Raw genomic sequence first — 16,580 nt, 5'->3', positions numbered from 1 at the left:
CCGCATTCAACCTGATATAATACGATAGATGAGAGGAGAGTGGGGTGACAAGAGATGCAGATTCGGCAGGTGATACGGGAAATTAAGCAAGGAAAGGTGGCGCCAGTGTATGTATTGTACGGAAGCGAGCAATATATGATGGACGAGCTGGTGAGGCTGATTGAAGAACGGATGCTGGATGATGCGAGCCGCGATTTTAATTATAGCGTGTACGACTTGCGAGAAATTCCGGTGCAGGTTGCGCTCCAAGATGCGGAAACGTTTCCTTTTATGGGTGAAAAAAGGGTTGTGCGGGCTTCGCACGCGCTGTTTTTAACCGGGGTGAAGTTGCCGTCCGGTGCGCCAGAACATGATTTGGAGGCGCTTGTACAATACGCGAATCATCCGCCTGAACATTCTGTTCTGATTCTTGAAGTAGCACAGGATAAGCTAGATGAGCGAAAAAAAGCGGTAAAAGCATTGAAGCATAACGGCATCGTTCTTGAATGTGCGCCGTTAAAAGAAGCAGAACTGGCGGATTGGGTTGTGCGGCAGGCCAAGCGGTATCATGTCCACATGGAAGTGGCTGCGGCGGAGCTTTTGATCGCGATGAGCGGCACGCAATTGCGCCAACTGGATAAAGAGGTCGAGAAAATGGCAATGTATGTCGGCGAAGGTGAAGAAATCACCAAGCAGACGGTTGAAATGCTGGCGACTCGGGAATTAGAACATGATATTTTCCGTTTAATTGATAAAGTTGCACGCCTCGAAATTGAGGATGCCGTTCAAATATATTATGATTTGCAGCGGATAAATGTTGGAAGCAGCGAAACGAAAGGAGAAGGGGAACCATTGAAAATCCTGGCTTTGCTGGCGCGGCAGTTCAGGATTTTGTTGCAGATAAAGACGCTTAAGTCGCGCGGCTATTCTCCACAACAAATGGCCGCTATGCTTGGGATTCATCCGTATGTCGCCAAACTTGCCGTTGAGCAGGCGCGGGCATTCAGTGAACAAGCGCTTAGAAAAATTTTGCACAGACTGGCTGAAGAAGATATCCGGATTAAAACCGGGCAAATTGATAAAGTGCTTGCGCTGGAGCTTTTTATTCTTGGATTGAAAGATATCATGCATGCTTCCTGAGCGCAGCAACAGAAAAAGCGACCTTATATACAGGTCGCTTTTTCTTGATATGAATGCATTCATATATGCATATATGGTTATGCGGACAAACCGTTAACCTTCTTCGCCAGACGAGATTTCTTGCGGGCAGCCGCGTTTTTATGGATGAGACCTTTAGTTACAGCCTTATCCAAACGTTTGCTTGCGATTTGCAACGCGGTTTTAGCTGCTTCCACATCGCCTGCTGCTATAGCAACCTCCACGCCTTTGATCGCGGTGCGAAGAGCGGATTTTTGAGCGGCACGGTGTGCACGGCGCTTTTCAATCTGTTTTGTACGCTTAATTGCAGATTTAATGTTTGGCATTAGATTCACCTCCTTGGTGCATCCGATACGTCATTATAAAGTCAACAAATGAAATTGTATCATGTACGCCAAACGTTTGCAAGAAAGTTTTTGTTTTCCTTTTGCCGCTTACGTAGCAAAAATGCCTGCTTTGTATCGCCTTGGACGGCTTCGCAAAACATCTGGGCCGCTCGGGCGCATTTGTCTTGTACAGGTTTTCGATAGAACTTTAGTATAAAGGAGAAGGGAACGGGAAAGCATGGAAACGAGGTGATATGCATGGATAAACATCTTGATTTAAGCATATATAGTGTACGAACTGACCTGGCGTTGGAAGCACGGGAGATGGCGGAACAAGAACAAGCAGGTGAGTTGAATGGCATCCGATTCCACAGCGAAGAAGAAGGCGGAATTACCGTTTCGAAAATGGTAGTAGAAACGATGGAAGGCGCGAAGCGTATCGGAAAGATGCCGGGCCGGTACGTTACCCTTGAAGTTCCCGGTTTACGAAGCCAAGACTCCGAACTTCAGGATAGAGTGGCAACACGGTTTGCGCAAGAGTTTCATACGTTTCTGAGCGAGACGGGGATTAAGGAGAACGACAGTGCTTTGATCGTAGGACTTGGCAACTGGAACGTGACGCCGGACGCAGTCGGGCCGCTTGTGGTAGAAAATGTTCTTGTCACTCGTCATTTGTTTGAATTGATGCCGGAACAGGTGGAAGAAGGGTATCGGCCGGTCAGCGCCATTTCGCCTGGCGTTCTGGGGATTACCGGTATTGAAACGAGCGAGATTGTATATGGGGTCGTAGAAAAGACAAAGCCTGATTTTGTGATTGCAATTGATGCGCTTGCGTCACGCGCACTTGAAAGAGTAAACACCACGATTCAGATTTCAGATACAGGTATCAGCCCGGGCTCAGGCGTTGGTAATAAGCGAAAACCGCTAACCAAAGAAACGCTCGGCATTCCAGTTATCGCTGTTGGTGTACCTACGGTCGTTGACGCTGTGACCATCGTTCATGATACGATTTCGTATATTTTGGGTCATCTGGGGCGTCAGCTGAAAGAAGCGAAAAACCCGAAACCGTCCAGCCGTCTGCTGCCGCGCGGCTTTCAGTTTCCTGGCAAAGTGAAGCGATACACAGAAGAGGACATGCCGGACGCGGAGGAGAAACAAGCCATTCTTGGCATGATCGGCGGACTGGAAGAAAATGAAAAGCGGCAGCTTATTCATGAAGTACTCGCCCCGCTCGGCCACAATTTAATCGTGACCCCGAAAGAAATAGATGATTATGTAGAAGATATCGCTAACGTTGTTGCGAACGGGCTTAATGCTGCTTTGCACGGTTCCATTGATATGGACAATGTGTCGGCATACACGCATTAAGGTGTATTGACTTGATACATCAACCCTATTTCATGGCGCGTAGCAGGAATGGCGAAATACGAAAATGGATAGACCATAGACAAAGAAGTGAGAAACTGGGAGAAATATCCTTTTTCTCACTTCTTTATTTTTTATGTCTTTCTTTGTTCTATAAAAGACTCACGATTCATAGATTTAGTAGAGAAATCGATGAAGACAATGGACAACCTTTGAACAGCGGGAAAGGAGAGTATGGCATGTACAGAAGATATCGCGGTTTTGTCGTGAATTTGTACGGGGCAGGCATGCAGAGAAGTTTTGTTATCCTTTCGCTGGGAACGGCGGTTATTTTTATATTCATGGGTATTTTGTTCGTCTCGCAGGCGGATAGACGGCTTTCTTCGCAACATATCGGAAAAATGACGGTAGCGATGTCGAACAGTGTGCTTCTTCATACGATGGGCTACGAAATTCCTTATTTCAAGACGATGGCGAAACATGGAGAAAATATTGATGTATCTTCCCTTGCATTTCGGCTTGTAACAAGTATTAATTTGAAAGATCCGCGCAGCTTTCTCGGAAACGAGTTGCCGGGCTTTAGCTTATATGATACGGAAGTACTGGTCTCGGGAAAGGAATTAGCATTGAGCGAGTTGCCGTTTGAATCTTCGCCGCCGCCAGAAGCGCTGAAGGATGCACCGGGTGAGGTGAGAGAAGCGACTTCGGAAAAAGAAGCACCGCCAAATGGGGAGCCGCTGTCTACCAACGGCCAAAAAGTTTTTTTCATTTATAACACGCATAACAGGGAATCATGGGTACACGCGGTGCCGAAAGCGCGCAAGCAAAACGATCCGAATTTGGCGATGGATTCAAAAGTGAATGTTACCCTCATAAGCAAGCGCTTGGCACAGTCGCTTGAAAAAAACGGGATCGGCTCTTCTGTAGGGAAGACGGATTTTACAGGTCGTTTGATTGATCGTCATGCTTCGTACGCGCTTTCTTATGCGGAATCGTTAAAAACGGTCAAGGAGGTGATGACCGAAAACAGAAGCTTGAATTATTTTATCGACATTCACAGGGATTCGCTGCGCCGTGATTCAACAACGGTAAAAATTAATGGAAAAACGTATGCACAACTTCATTTTGTCATCGGTATGCGTAACAAAAACTGGGAGAAAAATCAGCAATTCGCCCTTAAGATACACAATGCGGTCGAAAAGAAATATCCTGGTCTCTCTAAAGGTATATTTGGCAAAAAAGGTGGGAATGGTGAATATAACCAGTCCGTTTCTCCCAATGCTATCCTGATCGAAGTAGGTGGTGTGGACAATACCTTAGAGGAATGTTACCGCACGGCTGACGCGTTAGGGGATGCGATTGCTGAAATATATTGGGAAGCGGAGAAAGTCAATGCGAAAAAGAAGCCGAAACAGTCCTGACAGGAGGGAGCACGGTGAAGCTGGCCGCCAAATTCTTTTTGCTTGTCGGTGTTTTGTTCGCAGGGGTTCTATGCGGCATCAATCTGGCGGAGAAAGGTATCCAGCGTATTGAAGGCGCCTCTGACCAACCGTTGAAAGGATTTTATGTTAAAAAAGTGGAGGACGGGCGTTTTGAAGTTGAAGTTTTGGGGAAGCAGATAATTTCCGAGCAATCGTTTTCAGATGTCAAAGCGACAGGCGAGAACTGGGTAAGCCAGTTGGGAAACAAAATGCGTAATTGGGTGGTTGCAATAACGCGCAATATGATGGAGTGGATTATGGATAAGCTGTAAAGGAAGCAATCGCTGGAGCGGTTGCTTTTTTACATTGTAGTGCGTATAAAACAGCAAGTTTTTCTTACCTGGATTGGAAGGGAGGAAGAGGAAGCGTACGGAATATGATAAGATTGCATGGAGGAGGAACTTTACTTAAGGCAGGGGGAAGGCCAATGGACGTGTACGGAACAAGAATCGATAGATTGCGTAAGGAGTTGGAAGGTCGGGGCGCGGATGCGGCATTGCTTACATCGCCTTTGTCCGTAGCGTATCTAACCGGCTTTGTTTGTGATCCACACGAACGTTTTATGGCTCTTTTGTTGCAGGAAGATAAAGCAGTATTATTCGTGCCTTTACTTGAACTTGAAAAAGCCGAAAACGCGTTGAGCGCAACAGGTGCAATCGAGGGAGAAATTATCGGCGTACGGGATACGGATGAGCCATTCGCTTTGGTAAAACAAAATATGAAGGGAGCCGTTCGGCGGATGGCGGTTGAAAAGAAATATATGAGGCTGAGTCAAGCTGAACGTTTGATGGCTGTGTCTCCTGGTTTGCAGATGCTTGATGCGGGCCATATCATTGCAAAGATGCGGAACAAAAAAACGCAGGAAGAAGTTGAGCGCATCCGCGCAGCAGTACAGCTTGTTGAAGATGTGCTTGCGGAGGGATTAACACGCGTCAAAGCAGGCATAACGGAACTTGAGCTTGTTGCTGAACTGGAATACATTATGAAACAGAAAGGCGCGGATGCGCCTGCATTTGACACGATGGTGTTGGCAGGGGCGAATTCAGCGTTACCGCATGGTGTTCCGGGAAAGACGATCGTGCAGGAAGGCGGATTTTTGCTGTTTGACCTTGGCGTATTGAAAGACGGATACTGTTCCGATATTACCCGCACATTTGTTATAGGGGAGCCGAGTGCGGAAATGGAGAAGATATATGATACGGTTCTGCGTGCCGAAGAAGCGGCGCTTCGTGCGGTACGGGTCGGACGGCCTCTGGCTGAAGTCGATAAAGCCGCTCGTAATATAATCAATGCGGCCGGTTACGGGCCGTATTTTACGCATCGGGTCGGTCATGGGCTCGGCATGGAAGTGCATGAATACCCGTCTGTACATGGAACAAATGAAGAATTGATAGAACAAGGCATGGTCTTTACTATTGAACCCGGTATATATGTCCCAGGTGTGGGCGGCGTGCGAATTGAAGACGATGTGTATGTGGCGGCGGATGGTGCCCAAACGCTTACTGCTTTTCCGAAAGCGCTGACCAAGCTTGAGATTTGAATTGCTGTTCTATTCAGCACCTGATATAATAGTACTTAGTGCATTTTTTCCTCGTGGGAGGTATCGTATGGATCGCAGACAAAGACAGCAAAAAATCCGGAATTTTTCCATTATCGCCCACATTGACCACGGTAAATCAACCTTGGCTGACCGTATTCTTGAATTTACCGGGGCGCTAAGCGAGCGGGAGCGAGAAGATCAGTTCCTGGATCAAATGGAATTGGAAAAGGAGCGCGGCATTACGATTAAACTGAATGCCGTACAATTGAAATATAAAGCGAAAAATGGAGAAGAATATATTCTTCACCTGATTGATACGCCGGGGCACGTCGATTTCACGTACGAAGTATCACGTAGTCTGGCAGCCTGCGAAGGCGCGCTGCTCGTCGTGGACGCCGCCCAGGGCATTGAGGCGCAGACGCTGGCGAACGTGTACCTTGCACTTGACAATGATCTAGAAATCCTTCCGGTTATTAACAAGATTGATTTGCCCAGCGCGGAACCGGATCGGGTGAAGCAGGAGATTGAAGATGTCATTGGTCTTGATGCGAGTGAAGCGGTGCTCGCGTCGGCAAAAGCAGGCATTGGAATCGAAGAAATTTTGGAACAAATCGTGGCGAAAGTGCCTGCGCCGAGCGGCGATCCGGACGCCCCTTTAAAAGCGCTCATTTTCGACTCGGTGTACGATCCGTACCGCGGGGTTATCGCTTTCGTGCGGGTTGTGGATGGTACGGTGAAAAAAGGTTCCAAAATCAAAATGATGGCGACTGGCAAAGTGTTCGAAGTGACGGAAGTCGGCACGCATGCGCCGTTCCCGAAACAGGTTGACGAACTGACCGTAGGCGATGTAGGGTTTATTGCGGCGAGTATCAAGAGCGTACGCGACACGCGTGTCGGGGATACGATTACGCTGGCGGACACCCCGGCGGATGAGCCGCTGCCGGGTTACCGTAAAGTAAACCCAATGGTGTTCAGCGGCATATATCCTGTGGATAGTGCCGATTATAATGACTTGCGCGAAGCGCTCGAAAAACTGCAACTAAACGATGCATCGTTGCAGTTTGAGCCGGAAACGTCACAGGCGCTCGGATTCGGCTTCCGCTGCGGTTTTCTTGGCATGCTGCATATGGAAATCATTCAGGAGAGAATCGAGCGCGAGTTCGATATCCCGATTATTACGACCGCGCCCAGCGTTGTTTATCATGTGACGAAAACGGATGGACAGAAGATTGCGATTGAAAATCCGTCCCATATGCCGGAGCAGCAGAAAATCGATTTCATTGAAGAGCCGTATGTAAAAGCAACGGTTATGGTGCCGAAAGATTATGTGGGTGCCATCATGGATTTGTGCCAGCGCAAACGCGGCGAATTCGTTGATATGCAATATATTGATGAGACGCGCGTGCAACTCGTGTATGAGATGCCGCTCGCTGAAATTGTATTTGAGTTTTTTGATCAGCTAAAGTCCAGCACAAAAGGATACGCTTCATTTGACTATGAATTGTCTGGCTATAAGAAGTCAAAGCTTGTCAAAATGGACATCCTGCTTAACGGTGAAGTGGTGGACGCCCTGTCTGTTATCGTGCACCGCGACAGTGCGTACCAGCGTGGCCGCGTGTTGTGCGAGAAGCTGAAAGAGCTGATTCCGCGTCAGATGTTCGAGGTACCGGTTCAGGCGGCTATCGGGCACAAAATTATTGCGCGCGAAACGATCAAGGCGATGCGCAAAAATGTGCTTGCAAAATGTTACGGCGGGGACGTTTCCCGAAAACGCAAACTGCTGGAAAAGCAAAAAGAGGGCAAGAAGCGCATGAAAGCCATCGGAAGCGTGGAAGTACCGCAGGAAGCGTTCATGGCGGTGCTTAAGATGGACGGTAATTAATCAGAAACAGGCCATATACAAGGAGCGGAGGGTAAAAAGGAAAAGAGCCTTTTTGCTCCCCGCTCCTTTGCTATAGTTAATTATGATAGAAAGGTAGTGCGGCAGAATGCAAACGAAGGCCGTTTATATTCATATTCCGTTTTGTACAAATAAGTGCTACTATTGTGATTTTAATTCGTATGTAACTAAGAACCCGCAATTAATTTGGGAGTATTTATATGCGCTTGAAAAAGAGATGAAAGAAACTGTGCGTCAGTTTCCGCCGGGCGAAATCAAAACGATTTTTGTCGGCGGGGGAACTCCTACGTTTCTTGACACGAAGCAGATGGAATATTTTCTTGAAATAGTGGCGCGTTATTTCCCAAAGCGGAGCGCTGATCTTGAATTCACGATGGAAGCGAACCCTGGAACGACGGATATGGAAAAGCTAATCGTCATGAGGCATGGCGGTGTAAACCGCATTAGCTTTGGTGTTCAATCGTTTGATGACGAATTGCTCAAGCGTATTGGCAGGATTCATGATAGTGAACAGGTGTTGCGGAGTATTGCAAATGCAAAAGCAGCCGGGTTTCAAAACCTTTCCATTGACCTGATTTTCGGTCTGCCTGATCAGACTGTGGAACAGTTTCGAGATACGCTGGATCAAGCATTTGCCCTTGATCTGCCCCATTTCTCCTCTTATAGCTTAAAGGTGGAAGAGAACACGCTTTTTCATACGCTGTATGAAAAAGATCAATTGCCGCTTCCGACCGAGGAAGAGGAAGTAGCAATGTATGAATTGCTCATGGAAGAGATGGCGAGGCACGGCTTGCTTCAGTATGAAATCAGCAATTTTGCTCGTCCAGGCTGGGAGAGTCGCCATAATATGACATACTGGCACAATGAATATTATTATGGCATAGGAGCTGGAGCACACGGCTACATAAACGGTGAACGGCATGTCAACGCCGGACCGTTGAAACAGTATATACAGCTTGCAGGTGAAAAAGGATTGCCGCGCGTAGAGCAATTTGCGGTAAGCCGGACGGAAGCGATGGAAGATCATATGATTATGGGGTTGCGTATGATGCGGGGAGTATCGGCGTCCGAGTTTCAAAAACGGTACGGTACGACGCTGGAGGAACAGTTTGGCTCTGTAATTAAAGAATTGATCGAACTTGGACTGGTGGAATGGAACGGTGAGATGCTGCGGCTGACAAAGCGCGGCATTCCGCTTGGAAACGAGGTGTTTGCCAGATTCCTGGGGCTGGTTGACAAAGTTTGATATCCTTTGGTATGTTTGAAGTAAGCTTTTTAGCACTCGAACTATCTGAGTGCTAACAAGGGAGGAAACGATATGCTCACGGAACGGCAGCAGTTAATTTTGCGAGCAATTATCGATAACTATATACGTTCCGCGGAACCGGTTGGTTCACGCACGATTTCGAAACGGGAAGATATTGGATACAGTTCTGCTACGATTCGCAATGAAATGGCAGATTTGGAAGAGATGGGATATTTGGAGCAGCCACATACGTCAGCCGGGCGTATCCCTTCCAATAAAGGATACCGTTTCTATGTGGATCAGCTTGTTCATATGCCGTTTATGCGAGCAGAAGACGCCCAGCACATTCGCCGTGTGTTCGCGGAGAAGTTTTATGAGTTCGAGCAGGTGATGAACCAGGCGGCGTCCATTCTCTCCGGTCTTACGAACTATACGTCTATCGTGCTTGGACATGAGATAAAATCATCCCGGCTTAAGACGATTCAAATGATTCCGCTGTCTTCGCATTCTGCGGTGGTCATCCTGGTAACGGATACCGGAAAAGTGGAAAACAAAACGATCTCACTTCCAAAAGAAATAGAAATCGGAGAAGTGGAACGTGTCGTCAATTTGCTGAACGCAAAGCTTATGGGTGTGCCGATGGCGGAGCTACGGAACAGACTTCATACGGAAGTCGCCAAGGAATTGGGGCGCTATATCCAACAGTGTGAATATTTTATATCGCTTCTTGAAGAGGCGCTGAAACATGAGCCCGATGATCATATCGTGTTGAAAGGCACGACGAATATCATGATGCAGCCTGAGTTTCGCGATGTAGATAAAGTAAGGGATATTTTGACACTTTTTGAGCAGAATGAAATGGTAGTACGCTTGTTTGACTCTCAGGAAAGGGGCTTGCAGGTGCGCATCGGCTCTGAGAACAAAGAACAGGCTGTTAGCGGGTGCAGCATTATTACGGCCACATATCATCTTGATGGCCAGCCGGTAGGCACTGTCGGCATTCTCGGCCCGACCCGCATGGAATATGGCCGGGTCATGGCCATTTTGAACGAACTGGCCGATAATTTAACAAACGCGTTTGAACGCTTTTACAAATCCGGGGCGTAAGGTGCGTCCCGGAAAAATTTGCGAATAAAAGGGGATGCTTATGGCTTCACATCCGACTGAGCGGGATGGCTCAGGAGATGAACGATTATCCACCTTGCTTCATAATATGAATGCAGTACAGGCGATTGCGAGCGCCGTCGAAGGGACGATCGGCCCTAAAGGCTTGGATACGATGCTTGTTGATGAAGAAGGCGGCGTCATTATTACGAATGACGGTGTCACTATTCTTGAAGAGATGGAAGTCAGACATCCGGCCGCACGTCTGATGATTGGGCTTGCCCGCTCCCAGCAAAGGGAGGTGGGCGATGGGACGACAACCGCTACCCTGCTTGCTGCGGCACTGGTGACGGAAGGTGCAGCTCAGGTTCAACGGGGGGTTCCGGTTGCCAAAGTTATTGCCGGCATTGAATTGGGGATTAACGAAGCGGTGGCGAAGCTGAAAGAAGCAGCACTGCCCATTGAAGCTTTTGAGGATGAGCGCCTGTTTCATATTGCGTATATCGCGGGAAGGGAACAGGAAGACATTGCTCGGCTTGTTATTGAAGGGGCTAAGTTAATCGGACGCGATAAGATGCTGGAGCCGGACTTTGCGTTCAGCGAATTGGTCACGGCGGGGGAAGGCGCGGAAAACGAAGTGCTGAATGGTGTTATTATTCATCAGCGCCCGTTGTCGCGCGAGATGCCGAAACGGTTGGACAATGTTTGTTTGTTCGTGCTGAACGACGCGCTCGCACCGGAAGAAATGGACGATGAAGCGCTCGGCACTGAGATTGGCTTTCAGCGGTATTTACAGTTAAAAGAAGAGTACCGGCGTAACCTGAAAAAACTTCTTGAACTGGGGGTAAACGCGGTAGTGCTTGATCGTAGCTGTGACAGCATGGCGGAAGAATTTTGCCTCGATCACGGTATTGTTGTCCTGCACCGCGTTTTTCGTTCAGAGCGAGAGCGCGTCGCCCGTTATACAGGAGCGCGTTCACTAAAGCGTATCGCCCTTAATAAAAGTGTAGAGGAGCTATCGCACTCACTTGGTTACGCGGAACATTTGGAATATGATGAAACGCTTGGTCAGGTGCGTGTTATAGGGGGCCGGGGCATCCCGACGGCAACTATGGTCATCGGCGCTTCCACAGGTGAAGTTGTCGGCGAAAGGGAACGGATTGCCAAAGATGCGGCGGCCGCCGTACAGGCGGCGCTCAGGGGAGGATATCTTCCCGGTGGCGGCAGCCTGGAGTTATTTTTGTCGCGCCATCTTGAGGAATGGCGCACGTCCGTTCAAGGAATGGAAGGGTTCGGAGTGGAAGCGGTGGCCGCTGCCCTTCGCAAACCGTTTGCCCAGATGATTCGCAATGCTGGCTTTAATCCGCTGGAGAAAATTGAGCAGGTAAAAGCGGCACAGGCTAAGGCAGATTCGTCGAGCATCGGGCTTGATTTCGATACTGGGCATTGTGCGGATATGCTGGAATCCGGGGTGGTCGATCCTGCGCTGGTTAAGCTGCATGCGCTAAAAACTGCAGGGGAGGTCAGCCGCGCGATTCTGCGCATACATACTGTAATCAGAAAAAAGTCTCCAGCTATACCATCAAATGAATAGGGGGAAGTGCTGTGACTGAAGAAAACAAAAATCCAGATGAGTTTATGGAAGAGACGGTAAAACAGGAAGAGCAAGGGGCCGAGCCGACAGAATTCTCTCAGTCTGAAGAAGCCGCAAACGTAGAAGAAGCGGCTGTAGAGCAAGCGGAAGCCGTTGAAGTGCCGCGCGAACAGGAGCTACAGGCGCAAATCCAACAGCTTCAAGCGGAAAAAGATGAGCTATATAACAAATATTTACGTGCTCAGGCGGATTTACAGAACTTCCGCATACGCGTCAATCGGGAAAAAGAGCAAATGATGAAATATCAGTCCCAGCGCGTTATTGAAGCCCTTTTGCCTGTGGTAGATAACTTTGAGCGTGCGATTGCGGCGAGCAAAGATGCGAAAGACGCGAGCGCTCTTGCTGAGGGCATTGAAATGGTGTTTCGCCAGCTTCAGCAGGTCTTAGAACAGGAGGGCGTGACGACAGTGCCGGGCGTCGGCGAACCGTTCGACCCGAATATGCACCAAGCGGTCATGCAGGAAGAAAGTGATGAGTATGAATCTGGCATTATCATCGAAGAGTTTCAGAAAGGCTACAAGTTGAAAGATCGTGTGATTCGTCCATCCATGGTTAAGGTGAGTTCTTAAGCGCACTTTGTGAAGCCTTTTATGTGACTTAGTAAGATATATGCAAGGTAGGTTGTTAATTTTTTGTTTTCATTGATTGTATGAATGCAAATATACTAGGAAAGGTTGGTAGGACTTTCATGGCTAAAGTAATCGGGATTGATTTAGGTACGACAAACTCTTGCGTAGCGGTAATGGAAGGTGGCGAGCCGGTTGTTATTCCGAACCCGGAAGGAAACCGCACCACTCCTTCCGTGGTAGCGTTCAAAAACGGCGAGCGCATCGTGGGTGAAGCTGCGAAGCGTCAAGCGATTACGAACCCGGACAACACCGTTATTTCCATCAAGCGCCACATGGGCACAAATTATAAGGTAAATCTTGAGGGGAAAGAGTACACGCCGCAAGAAATTTCCGCGATGATTCTACAAAAGCTGAAAGCGGACGCGGAAAGCTATCTTGGCGAACCGGTAACACAGGCCGTTATTACCGTTCCGGCCTACTTTAACGATAGTCAGCGCCAGGCGACAAAAGACGCTGGTAAAATTGCGGGTCTAGAAGTTCTGCGTATTGTCAACGAGCCAACTGCGGCTGCTCTCGCCTACGGTCTTGAGAAGGAAGAAGACCAAACCATTCTCGTATATGACCTTGGCGGTGGTACGTTCGATGTTTCTATCCTTGAGTTGGGCGACGGTTTCTTTGAAGTAAAAGCGACGAGCGGGGACAATCAGCTCGGCGGTGACGACTTCGACCAAGTGATCATCGATTACCTTGTGAGTGAATTTAAGAAAGAACATGGCATTGACTTGTCCAATGACCGCATGGCGATGCAGCGTCTGAAAGATGCCGCTGAAAAAGCGAAGAAGGATCTTTCCGGCGTATTAACAACTACGATTTCGCTTCCGTTCATTACGGCGGACGCAACCGGTCCGAAGCATCTGGAAGTAAACTTAACGCGCGCGAAATTTGAAGAACTGAGCGCTCACCTTGTGGAACGTACAATGAAACCGACCCGTCAGGCATTGTCTGATGCGGGCTTGAACCCGTCCGACATTGATAAAGTAATCCTGGTTGGCGGTTCTACGCGCATTCCGGCCGTTCAGGAAGCGATTAAAAAATTCATCGGTAAAGAACCGCACAAAGGCGTAAATCCGGATGAAGTCGTAGCGCTTGGTGCGGCCGTTCAAGCAGGTGTACTGACAGGCGATGTAAAAGACGTCGTTCTGCTGGACGTAACGCCGTTGTCCCTTGGTATCGAAACGTTGGGTGGCGTAATGACGAAACTAATCGAGCGCAATACGACGATCCCGACAAGCAAGTCGCAAGTATTCTCCACTGCGGCTGACAACCAGACAGCTGTAGATATTCATGTGTTACAGGGTGAGCGTCCGATGGCGGCTGACAACAAAACATTGGGTCGCTTCCAGCTCACGGATATTCCGCCGGCTCCGCGCGGCGTGCCGCAAATCGAGGTTACGTTTGACATCGACGCGAACGGTATCGTCAATGTGTCGGCGAAAGACCTAGGCACGGGCAAACAACAAAAAATCACGATTACGTCTTCCTCTGGTCTGAGTGAAGAAGAAATTGAGCGCATGGTACGAGAGGCGGAAGAGAACGCCGAATCCGACAAGAAGCGCAAAGAGCAGGTTGAACTGCGCAATGAAGCGGATCAAATGATTTTTGCGACCGAGAAAACATTAAAAGAGCTTGGAGACAAGGTAGATCAAGCTGAAATCGACAAAGCGAACGCGGCAAAAGACAAGCTGAAAACTGCGCTTGAAGGTTCCGATATTGAAGCGATCCGCACCGCGAAAAATGAACTGCAAGAAGTGGTACAGCAACTGTCCGTAAAACTGTATCAGCAAGCGGCGCAACAGGCGCAGGCAGCTCAGGGCGCGGAAGACACTGCACAGAAAAAGGACGATAATGTAGTGGATGCCGACTATACAATCGTTGACGAGGATGAAAAAAAATAATCAAGTGATCGAAAAGTCAAAGTCAGGGGCACCTTGACTTTGACTTTTTTTCGCAACCTGATATGATGGACTTTATGAGTAAAGTAGTGCGGGAGTGAAGAGCAATGAAACGCGATTATTATGAGGTGTTAGGCATCTCCAAGTCCGCTTCGGAAGACGAGATCAAAAAAGCGTACCGCAAGCTGGCTCGCAAGTACCACCCGGACGTTAACAAAGAGCCGGATGCGGCAGAGAAATTTAAAGAGGTAAAAGAAGCGTACGATGTGCTAAGCGACCCGCAGAAGCGCGCTAACTATGATCGCTTCGGCCATGCCGGCGCCCAACAGGGCGGTTTTGGTGGCGGAGGCTTTGACTTTGGCGGAGATTTTGGGGGTTTTGGCGACATTTTTGACATGTTTTTCGGCGGCGGGCGCCGCAACCCGAACGCGCCGCGTCAGGGCGATGATCTGCAATACACGATGCGGATCGATTTTAAGGATGCAGTGTTTGGAAAAGAAGTCGATATTGAAATTCCGAAAGAAGCGACGTGTTCCAAATGTAACGGTTCCGGGGCTGAGCCGGGCAGCAAGATCGAAACGTGCCAGACATGCGGTGGCACCGGACAGCAGGAGATCGTACAGAATACACCGTTTGGCCGTGTCGTAAACCGCAGGGTATGTCCGAACTGTAAGGGAAGCGGCAAGTTTATCAAGGTAAAATGCAGCAAATGTCACGGGAGCGGACGTGAAAAGGTACGTCGCAAAATTCATATCAAAATCCCGGCCGGCGTGGACGATGGCGCAAGAATGCGCATCGCCGGCGAAGGTGAGTTAGGAATAAACGGTGGCCCCCCGGGAGATTTGTATGTTGTCTTCCAGGTAAAACCCCATGAGTTCTTTGAACGCGATGGAAACGATATTTACTGTCAGGTTCCGATTACATTTGCCCAAGCGGCGCTTGGTGATGAGATTGAGGTTCCGACGCTTGACGGCAAAGTGAAGCTGAAAATTCCGGCCGGTACCCAGACTGGAACAAGATTCCGCCTGCGCGGTCACGGTGTTCCTTATTTGAACCGCTCAGGCAAAGGGGATCAGCACGTGAAAGTTGTCATTGTTACTCCTACCAAACTTAGCGAAAGACAGAAAGAATTGCTGCGCGAATTCGCTGAGATCAGCGGAGAAGAAATGCATGGTAGCGGAGAAACTTCTTTCTTTGACAAAATGAAAAAAGTGTTGCGGGGAGAACTTTAAAACACAAGATAGCGTAACGGGAGGATGGGACGAAAGCGATGAAATGGTCTGAAATTAGCATTCATACGGCGCAGGAAGCGGTCGAGGCGGTTGCGAATATTTTGCACGAGGCAGGTGCCACGGGCGTAGTTATTGAAGATCCGGAAGTTCTTGGGCGTGATTGGGATGATAAGTATGGCGAAATCTACGAACTTTCGGAGAAGGATTATCCGACTGAAGGTGTCATTGTAAAAGCCTATCTTCTCGTCAACAGCTATCTTGCAGAAACGGTGGAAGAAATCAAAGAAGCGGTCAACAACCTGTCTTCGTACGGCATTGATGCCGGCCCGGGCACGGTGACGCTTGCGGAAGTGCAGGAAGAGGAATGGGCCACCGCCTGGAAGAAGTACTATAAACCAGTCGAAGTATCCGAGCGGATTACAATCACTCCTACCTGGGAAAACTATTTGCCGAAGAAAGCGGACGAATTAGTGATTGAGCTGGACCCAGGCATGGCATTTGGCACCGGAACACATCCAACAACTGTGCTGTGCATTCGCGCCTTGGATGAACTCATTCAGGGCGGGGAAAGCGTGATTGACGTAGGCTGCGGTACTGGTGTGCTCAGTATCGCGGCCGCAAAACTTGGTGCTGCTTCCGTGCGCTCGCTTGATCTTGATGAAGTAGCTGTCCATTCTGCCATTCAGAATGTGAAACTGAATCGTGTGGAAGACAAAGTAACAATAGCGCAGAACAATTTGCTCGACGGTATAAAGGGACCGGTTGATATTGTCGTTGCCAATATTCTTGCGGAAGTGATCCTGCGGTTTGTTGACGACGCGGCGGCTGTGCTGAAGCCGGGCGGATTGTTTATTGCTTCTGGCATTATTACCCAGAAAGAAGCAGAAGTAAAAGCTGCAATGGAGAAAGCGGGCTTCCGGGTAAAAGAATCGCACTATATGCACGATATGTATGACAATGAAGACGGTGCGAACGATTCATTCGCGGATACGGTTGCCCCGCCGACCATTTACGATCGAAACGCCCTAATCTCAGGTTGGGTGTGCATAATTGCGGAACGAAAAGCAGAGTGAG

14 protein-coding genes are annotated in these 16,580 nt (G+C 48.8%); 13 read left to right on the top strand and 1 reads right to left on the bottom strand.

From position 1 onward, the window contains the following. Nucleotides 1-54 precede the first annotated feature (54 nt). The gene (gene holA / locus BLR88_RS06960) at nucleotides 55-1,119 is read left to right on the top strand and encodes a DNA polymerase III subunit delta (protein WP_057898056.1); all 1,065 of its coding nucleotides are present in this window, start codon (nucleotides 55-57) and stop codon (nucleotides 1,117-1,119) included. A 77-nt stretch (nucleotides 1,120-1,196) separates the two neighbouring features. Here holA and rpsT read toward each other — a convergent pair whose 3' ends face one another. Beyond that, nucleotides 1,197-1,463 (bottom strand): 30S ribosomal protein S20, encoded by a 267-nt coding sequence (rpsT, locus tag BLR88_RS06955; protein ID WP_057898057.1) that lies wholly within the window; start codon nucleotides 1,461-1,463, stop codon nucleotides 1,197-1,199. A 258-nt stretch (nucleotides 1,464-1,721) separates the two neighbouring features. On the opposite strand from rpsT, the gene gpr reads away from it, so the two are divergent. From gpr to prmA, 12 genes are all read left to right on the top strand, one after another. Then, a complete protein-coding gene (gpr, locus tag BLR88_RS06945) occupies nucleotides 1,722-2,831 on the top strand; it encodes a GPR endopeptidase (RefSeq protein ID WP_091260283.1) in 1,110 nt (369 codons plus the stop codon). Between the two features lie 236 nt (nucleotides 2,832-3,067). Continuing rightward, a complete protein-coding gene (spoIIP, locus tag BLR88_RS06940; protein WP_057898060.1) occupies nucleotides 3,068-4,249 on the top strand; it encodes a stage II sporulation protein P in 1,182 nt (393 codons plus the stop codon). 14 nt (nucleotides 4,250-4,263) lie between these two features. Next, a complete protein-coding gene (locus tag BLR88_RS06935; protein WP_057898061.1) occupies nucleotides 4,264-4,581 on the top strand; it encodes a DUF3679 domain-containing protein in 318 nt (105 codons plus the stop codon). Between the two features lie 155 nt (nucleotides 4,582-4,736). Next, complete coding sequence (locus BLR88_RS06930; RefSeq protein ID WP_057898062.1) at nucleotides 4,737-5,849, top strand: M24 family metallopeptidase; 1,113 nt, start codon at nucleotides 4,737-4,739, stop codon at nucleotides 5,847-5,849. 67 nt (nucleotides 5,850-5,916) lie between these two features. Continuing rightward, nucleotides 5,917-7,731: a translation elongation factor 4 gene (gene lepA / locus BLR88_RS06925; RefSeq protein ID WP_057898063.1), complete on the top strand. Its 1,815-nt coding sequence runs from the start codon at nucleotides 5,917-5,919 to the stop codon at nucleotides 7,729-7,731. Nucleotides 7,732-7,837: 106 nt separating this feature from the next. Beyond that, nucleotides 7,838-8,995, top strand: a complete 1,158-nt coding sequence (gene hemW, locus BLR88_RS06920; RefSeq protein WP_091260281.1) for a radical SAM family heme chaperone HemW — start codon at nucleotides 7,838-7,840, stop codon at nucleotides 8,993-8,995. Nucleotides 8,996-9,067: 72 nt separating this feature from the next. After that, entirely contained in the window at nucleotides 9,068-10,102 is a 1,035-nt protein-coding gene (gene hrcA, locus BLR88_RS06915) for a heat-inducible transcriptional repressor HrcA (RefSeq protein WP_057898065.1), read from the top strand. A 40-nt stretch (nucleotides 10,103-10,142) separates the two neighbouring features. After that, nucleotides 10,143-11,693, top strand: a complete 1,551-nt coding sequence (locus tag BLR88_RS06910; protein ID WP_057898066.1) for a TCP-1/cpn60 chaperonin family protein — start codon at nucleotides 10,143-10,145, stop codon at nucleotides 11,691-11,693. Nucleotides 11,694-11,704: 11 nt separating this feature from the next. Further along, the gene (gene grpE / locus BLR88_RS06905; protein ID WP_091260279.1) at nucleotides 11,705-12,322 is read left to right on the top strand and encodes a nucleotide exchange factor GrpE; all 618 of its coding nucleotides are present in this window, start codon (nucleotides 11,705-11,707) and stop codon (nucleotides 12,320-12,322) included. A 119-nt stretch (nucleotides 12,323-12,441) separates the two neighbouring features. Next, nucleotides 12,442-14,277 carry a molecular chaperone DnaK gene (dnaK, locus tag BLR88_RS06900; protein ID WP_057898068.1) on the top strand — a complete coding sequence of 612 codons (1,836 nt, stop codon included), beginning with the start codon at nucleotides 12,442-12,444 and terminating at the stop codon, nucleotides 14,275-14,277. Nucleotides 14,278-14,381: 104 nt separating this feature from the next. Beyond that, complete coding sequence (gene dnaJ / locus BLR88_RS06895; protein ID WP_057898069.1) at nucleotides 14,382-15,506, top strand: molecular chaperone DnaJ; 1,125 nt, start codon at nucleotides 14,382-14,384, stop codon at nucleotides 15,504-15,506. 38 nt (nucleotides 15,507-15,544) lie between these two features. Next, complete coding sequence (prmA, locus tag BLR88_RS06890; RefSeq protein ID WP_082705906.1) at nucleotides 15,545-16,579, top strand: 50S ribosomal protein L11 methyltransferase; 1,035 nt, start codon at nucleotides 15,545-15,547, stop codon at nucleotides 16,577-16,579. The last annotated feature ends 1 nt before the right edge of the window (nucleotide 16,580 follow it).

This window comes from Aneurinibacillus thermoaerophilus (assembly GCF_900099925.1).
GTDB classification, from domain to species: domain Bacteria; phylum Bacillota; class Bacilli; order Aneurinibacillales; family Aneurinibacillaceae; genus Aneurinibacillus; species Aneurinibacillus thermoaerophilus.
This window is presented reverse-complemented; position numbering and strand designations above follow the sequence as displayed.

Excerpts from the sequence above, each read along its gene's own strand:
- holA (WP_057898056.1), top strand. The coding sequence starts at position 55 with ATGCAGATTCGGCAGGTGATACGGGAAATTAAGCAAGGAAAGGTGGCG.
- rpsT (WP_057898057.1), bottom strand. The coding sequence starts at position 1,463 with ATGCCAAACATTAAATCTGCAATTAAGCGTACAAAACAGATTGAAAAG.
- gpr (WP_091260283.1), top strand. The coding sequence starts at position 1,722 with ATGGATAAACATCTTGATTTAAGCATATATAGTGTACGAACTGACCTG.
- spoIIP (WP_057898060.1), top strand. The coding sequence starts at position 3,068 with ATGTACAGAAGATATCGCGGTTTTGTCGTGAATTTGTACGGGGCAGGC.
- BLR88_RS06930 (WP_057898062.1), top strand. The coding sequence starts at position 4,737 with ATGGACGTGTACGGAACAAGAATCGATAGATTGCGTAAGGAGTTGGAA.
- lepA (WP_057898063.1), top strand. The coding sequence starts at position 5,917 with ATGGATCGCAGACAAAGACAGCAAAAAATCCGGAATTTTTCCATTATC.
- hemW (WP_091260281.1), top strand. The coding sequence starts at position 7,838 with ATGCAAACGAAGGCCGTTTATATTCATATTCCGTTTTGTACAAATAAG.
- hrcA (WP_057898065.1), top strand. The coding sequence starts at position 9,068 with ATGCTCACGGAACGGCAGCAGTTAATTTTGCGAGCAATTATCGATAAC.
- BLR88_RS06910 (WP_057898066.1), top strand. The coding sequence starts at position 10,143 with ATGGCTTCACATCCGACTGAGCGGGATGGCTCAGGAGATGAACGATTA.
- dnaK (WP_057898068.1), top strand. The coding sequence starts at position 12,442 with ATGGCTAAAGTAATCGGGATTGATTTAGGTACGACAAACTCTTGCGTA.
- dnaJ (WP_057898069.1), top strand. The coding sequence starts at position 14,382 with ATGAAACGCGATTATTATGAGGTGTTAGGCATCTCCAAGTCCGCTTCG.
- prmA (WP_082705906.1), top strand. The coding sequence starts at position 15,545 with ATGAAATGGTCTGAAATTAGCATTCATACGGCGCAGGAAGCGGTCGAG.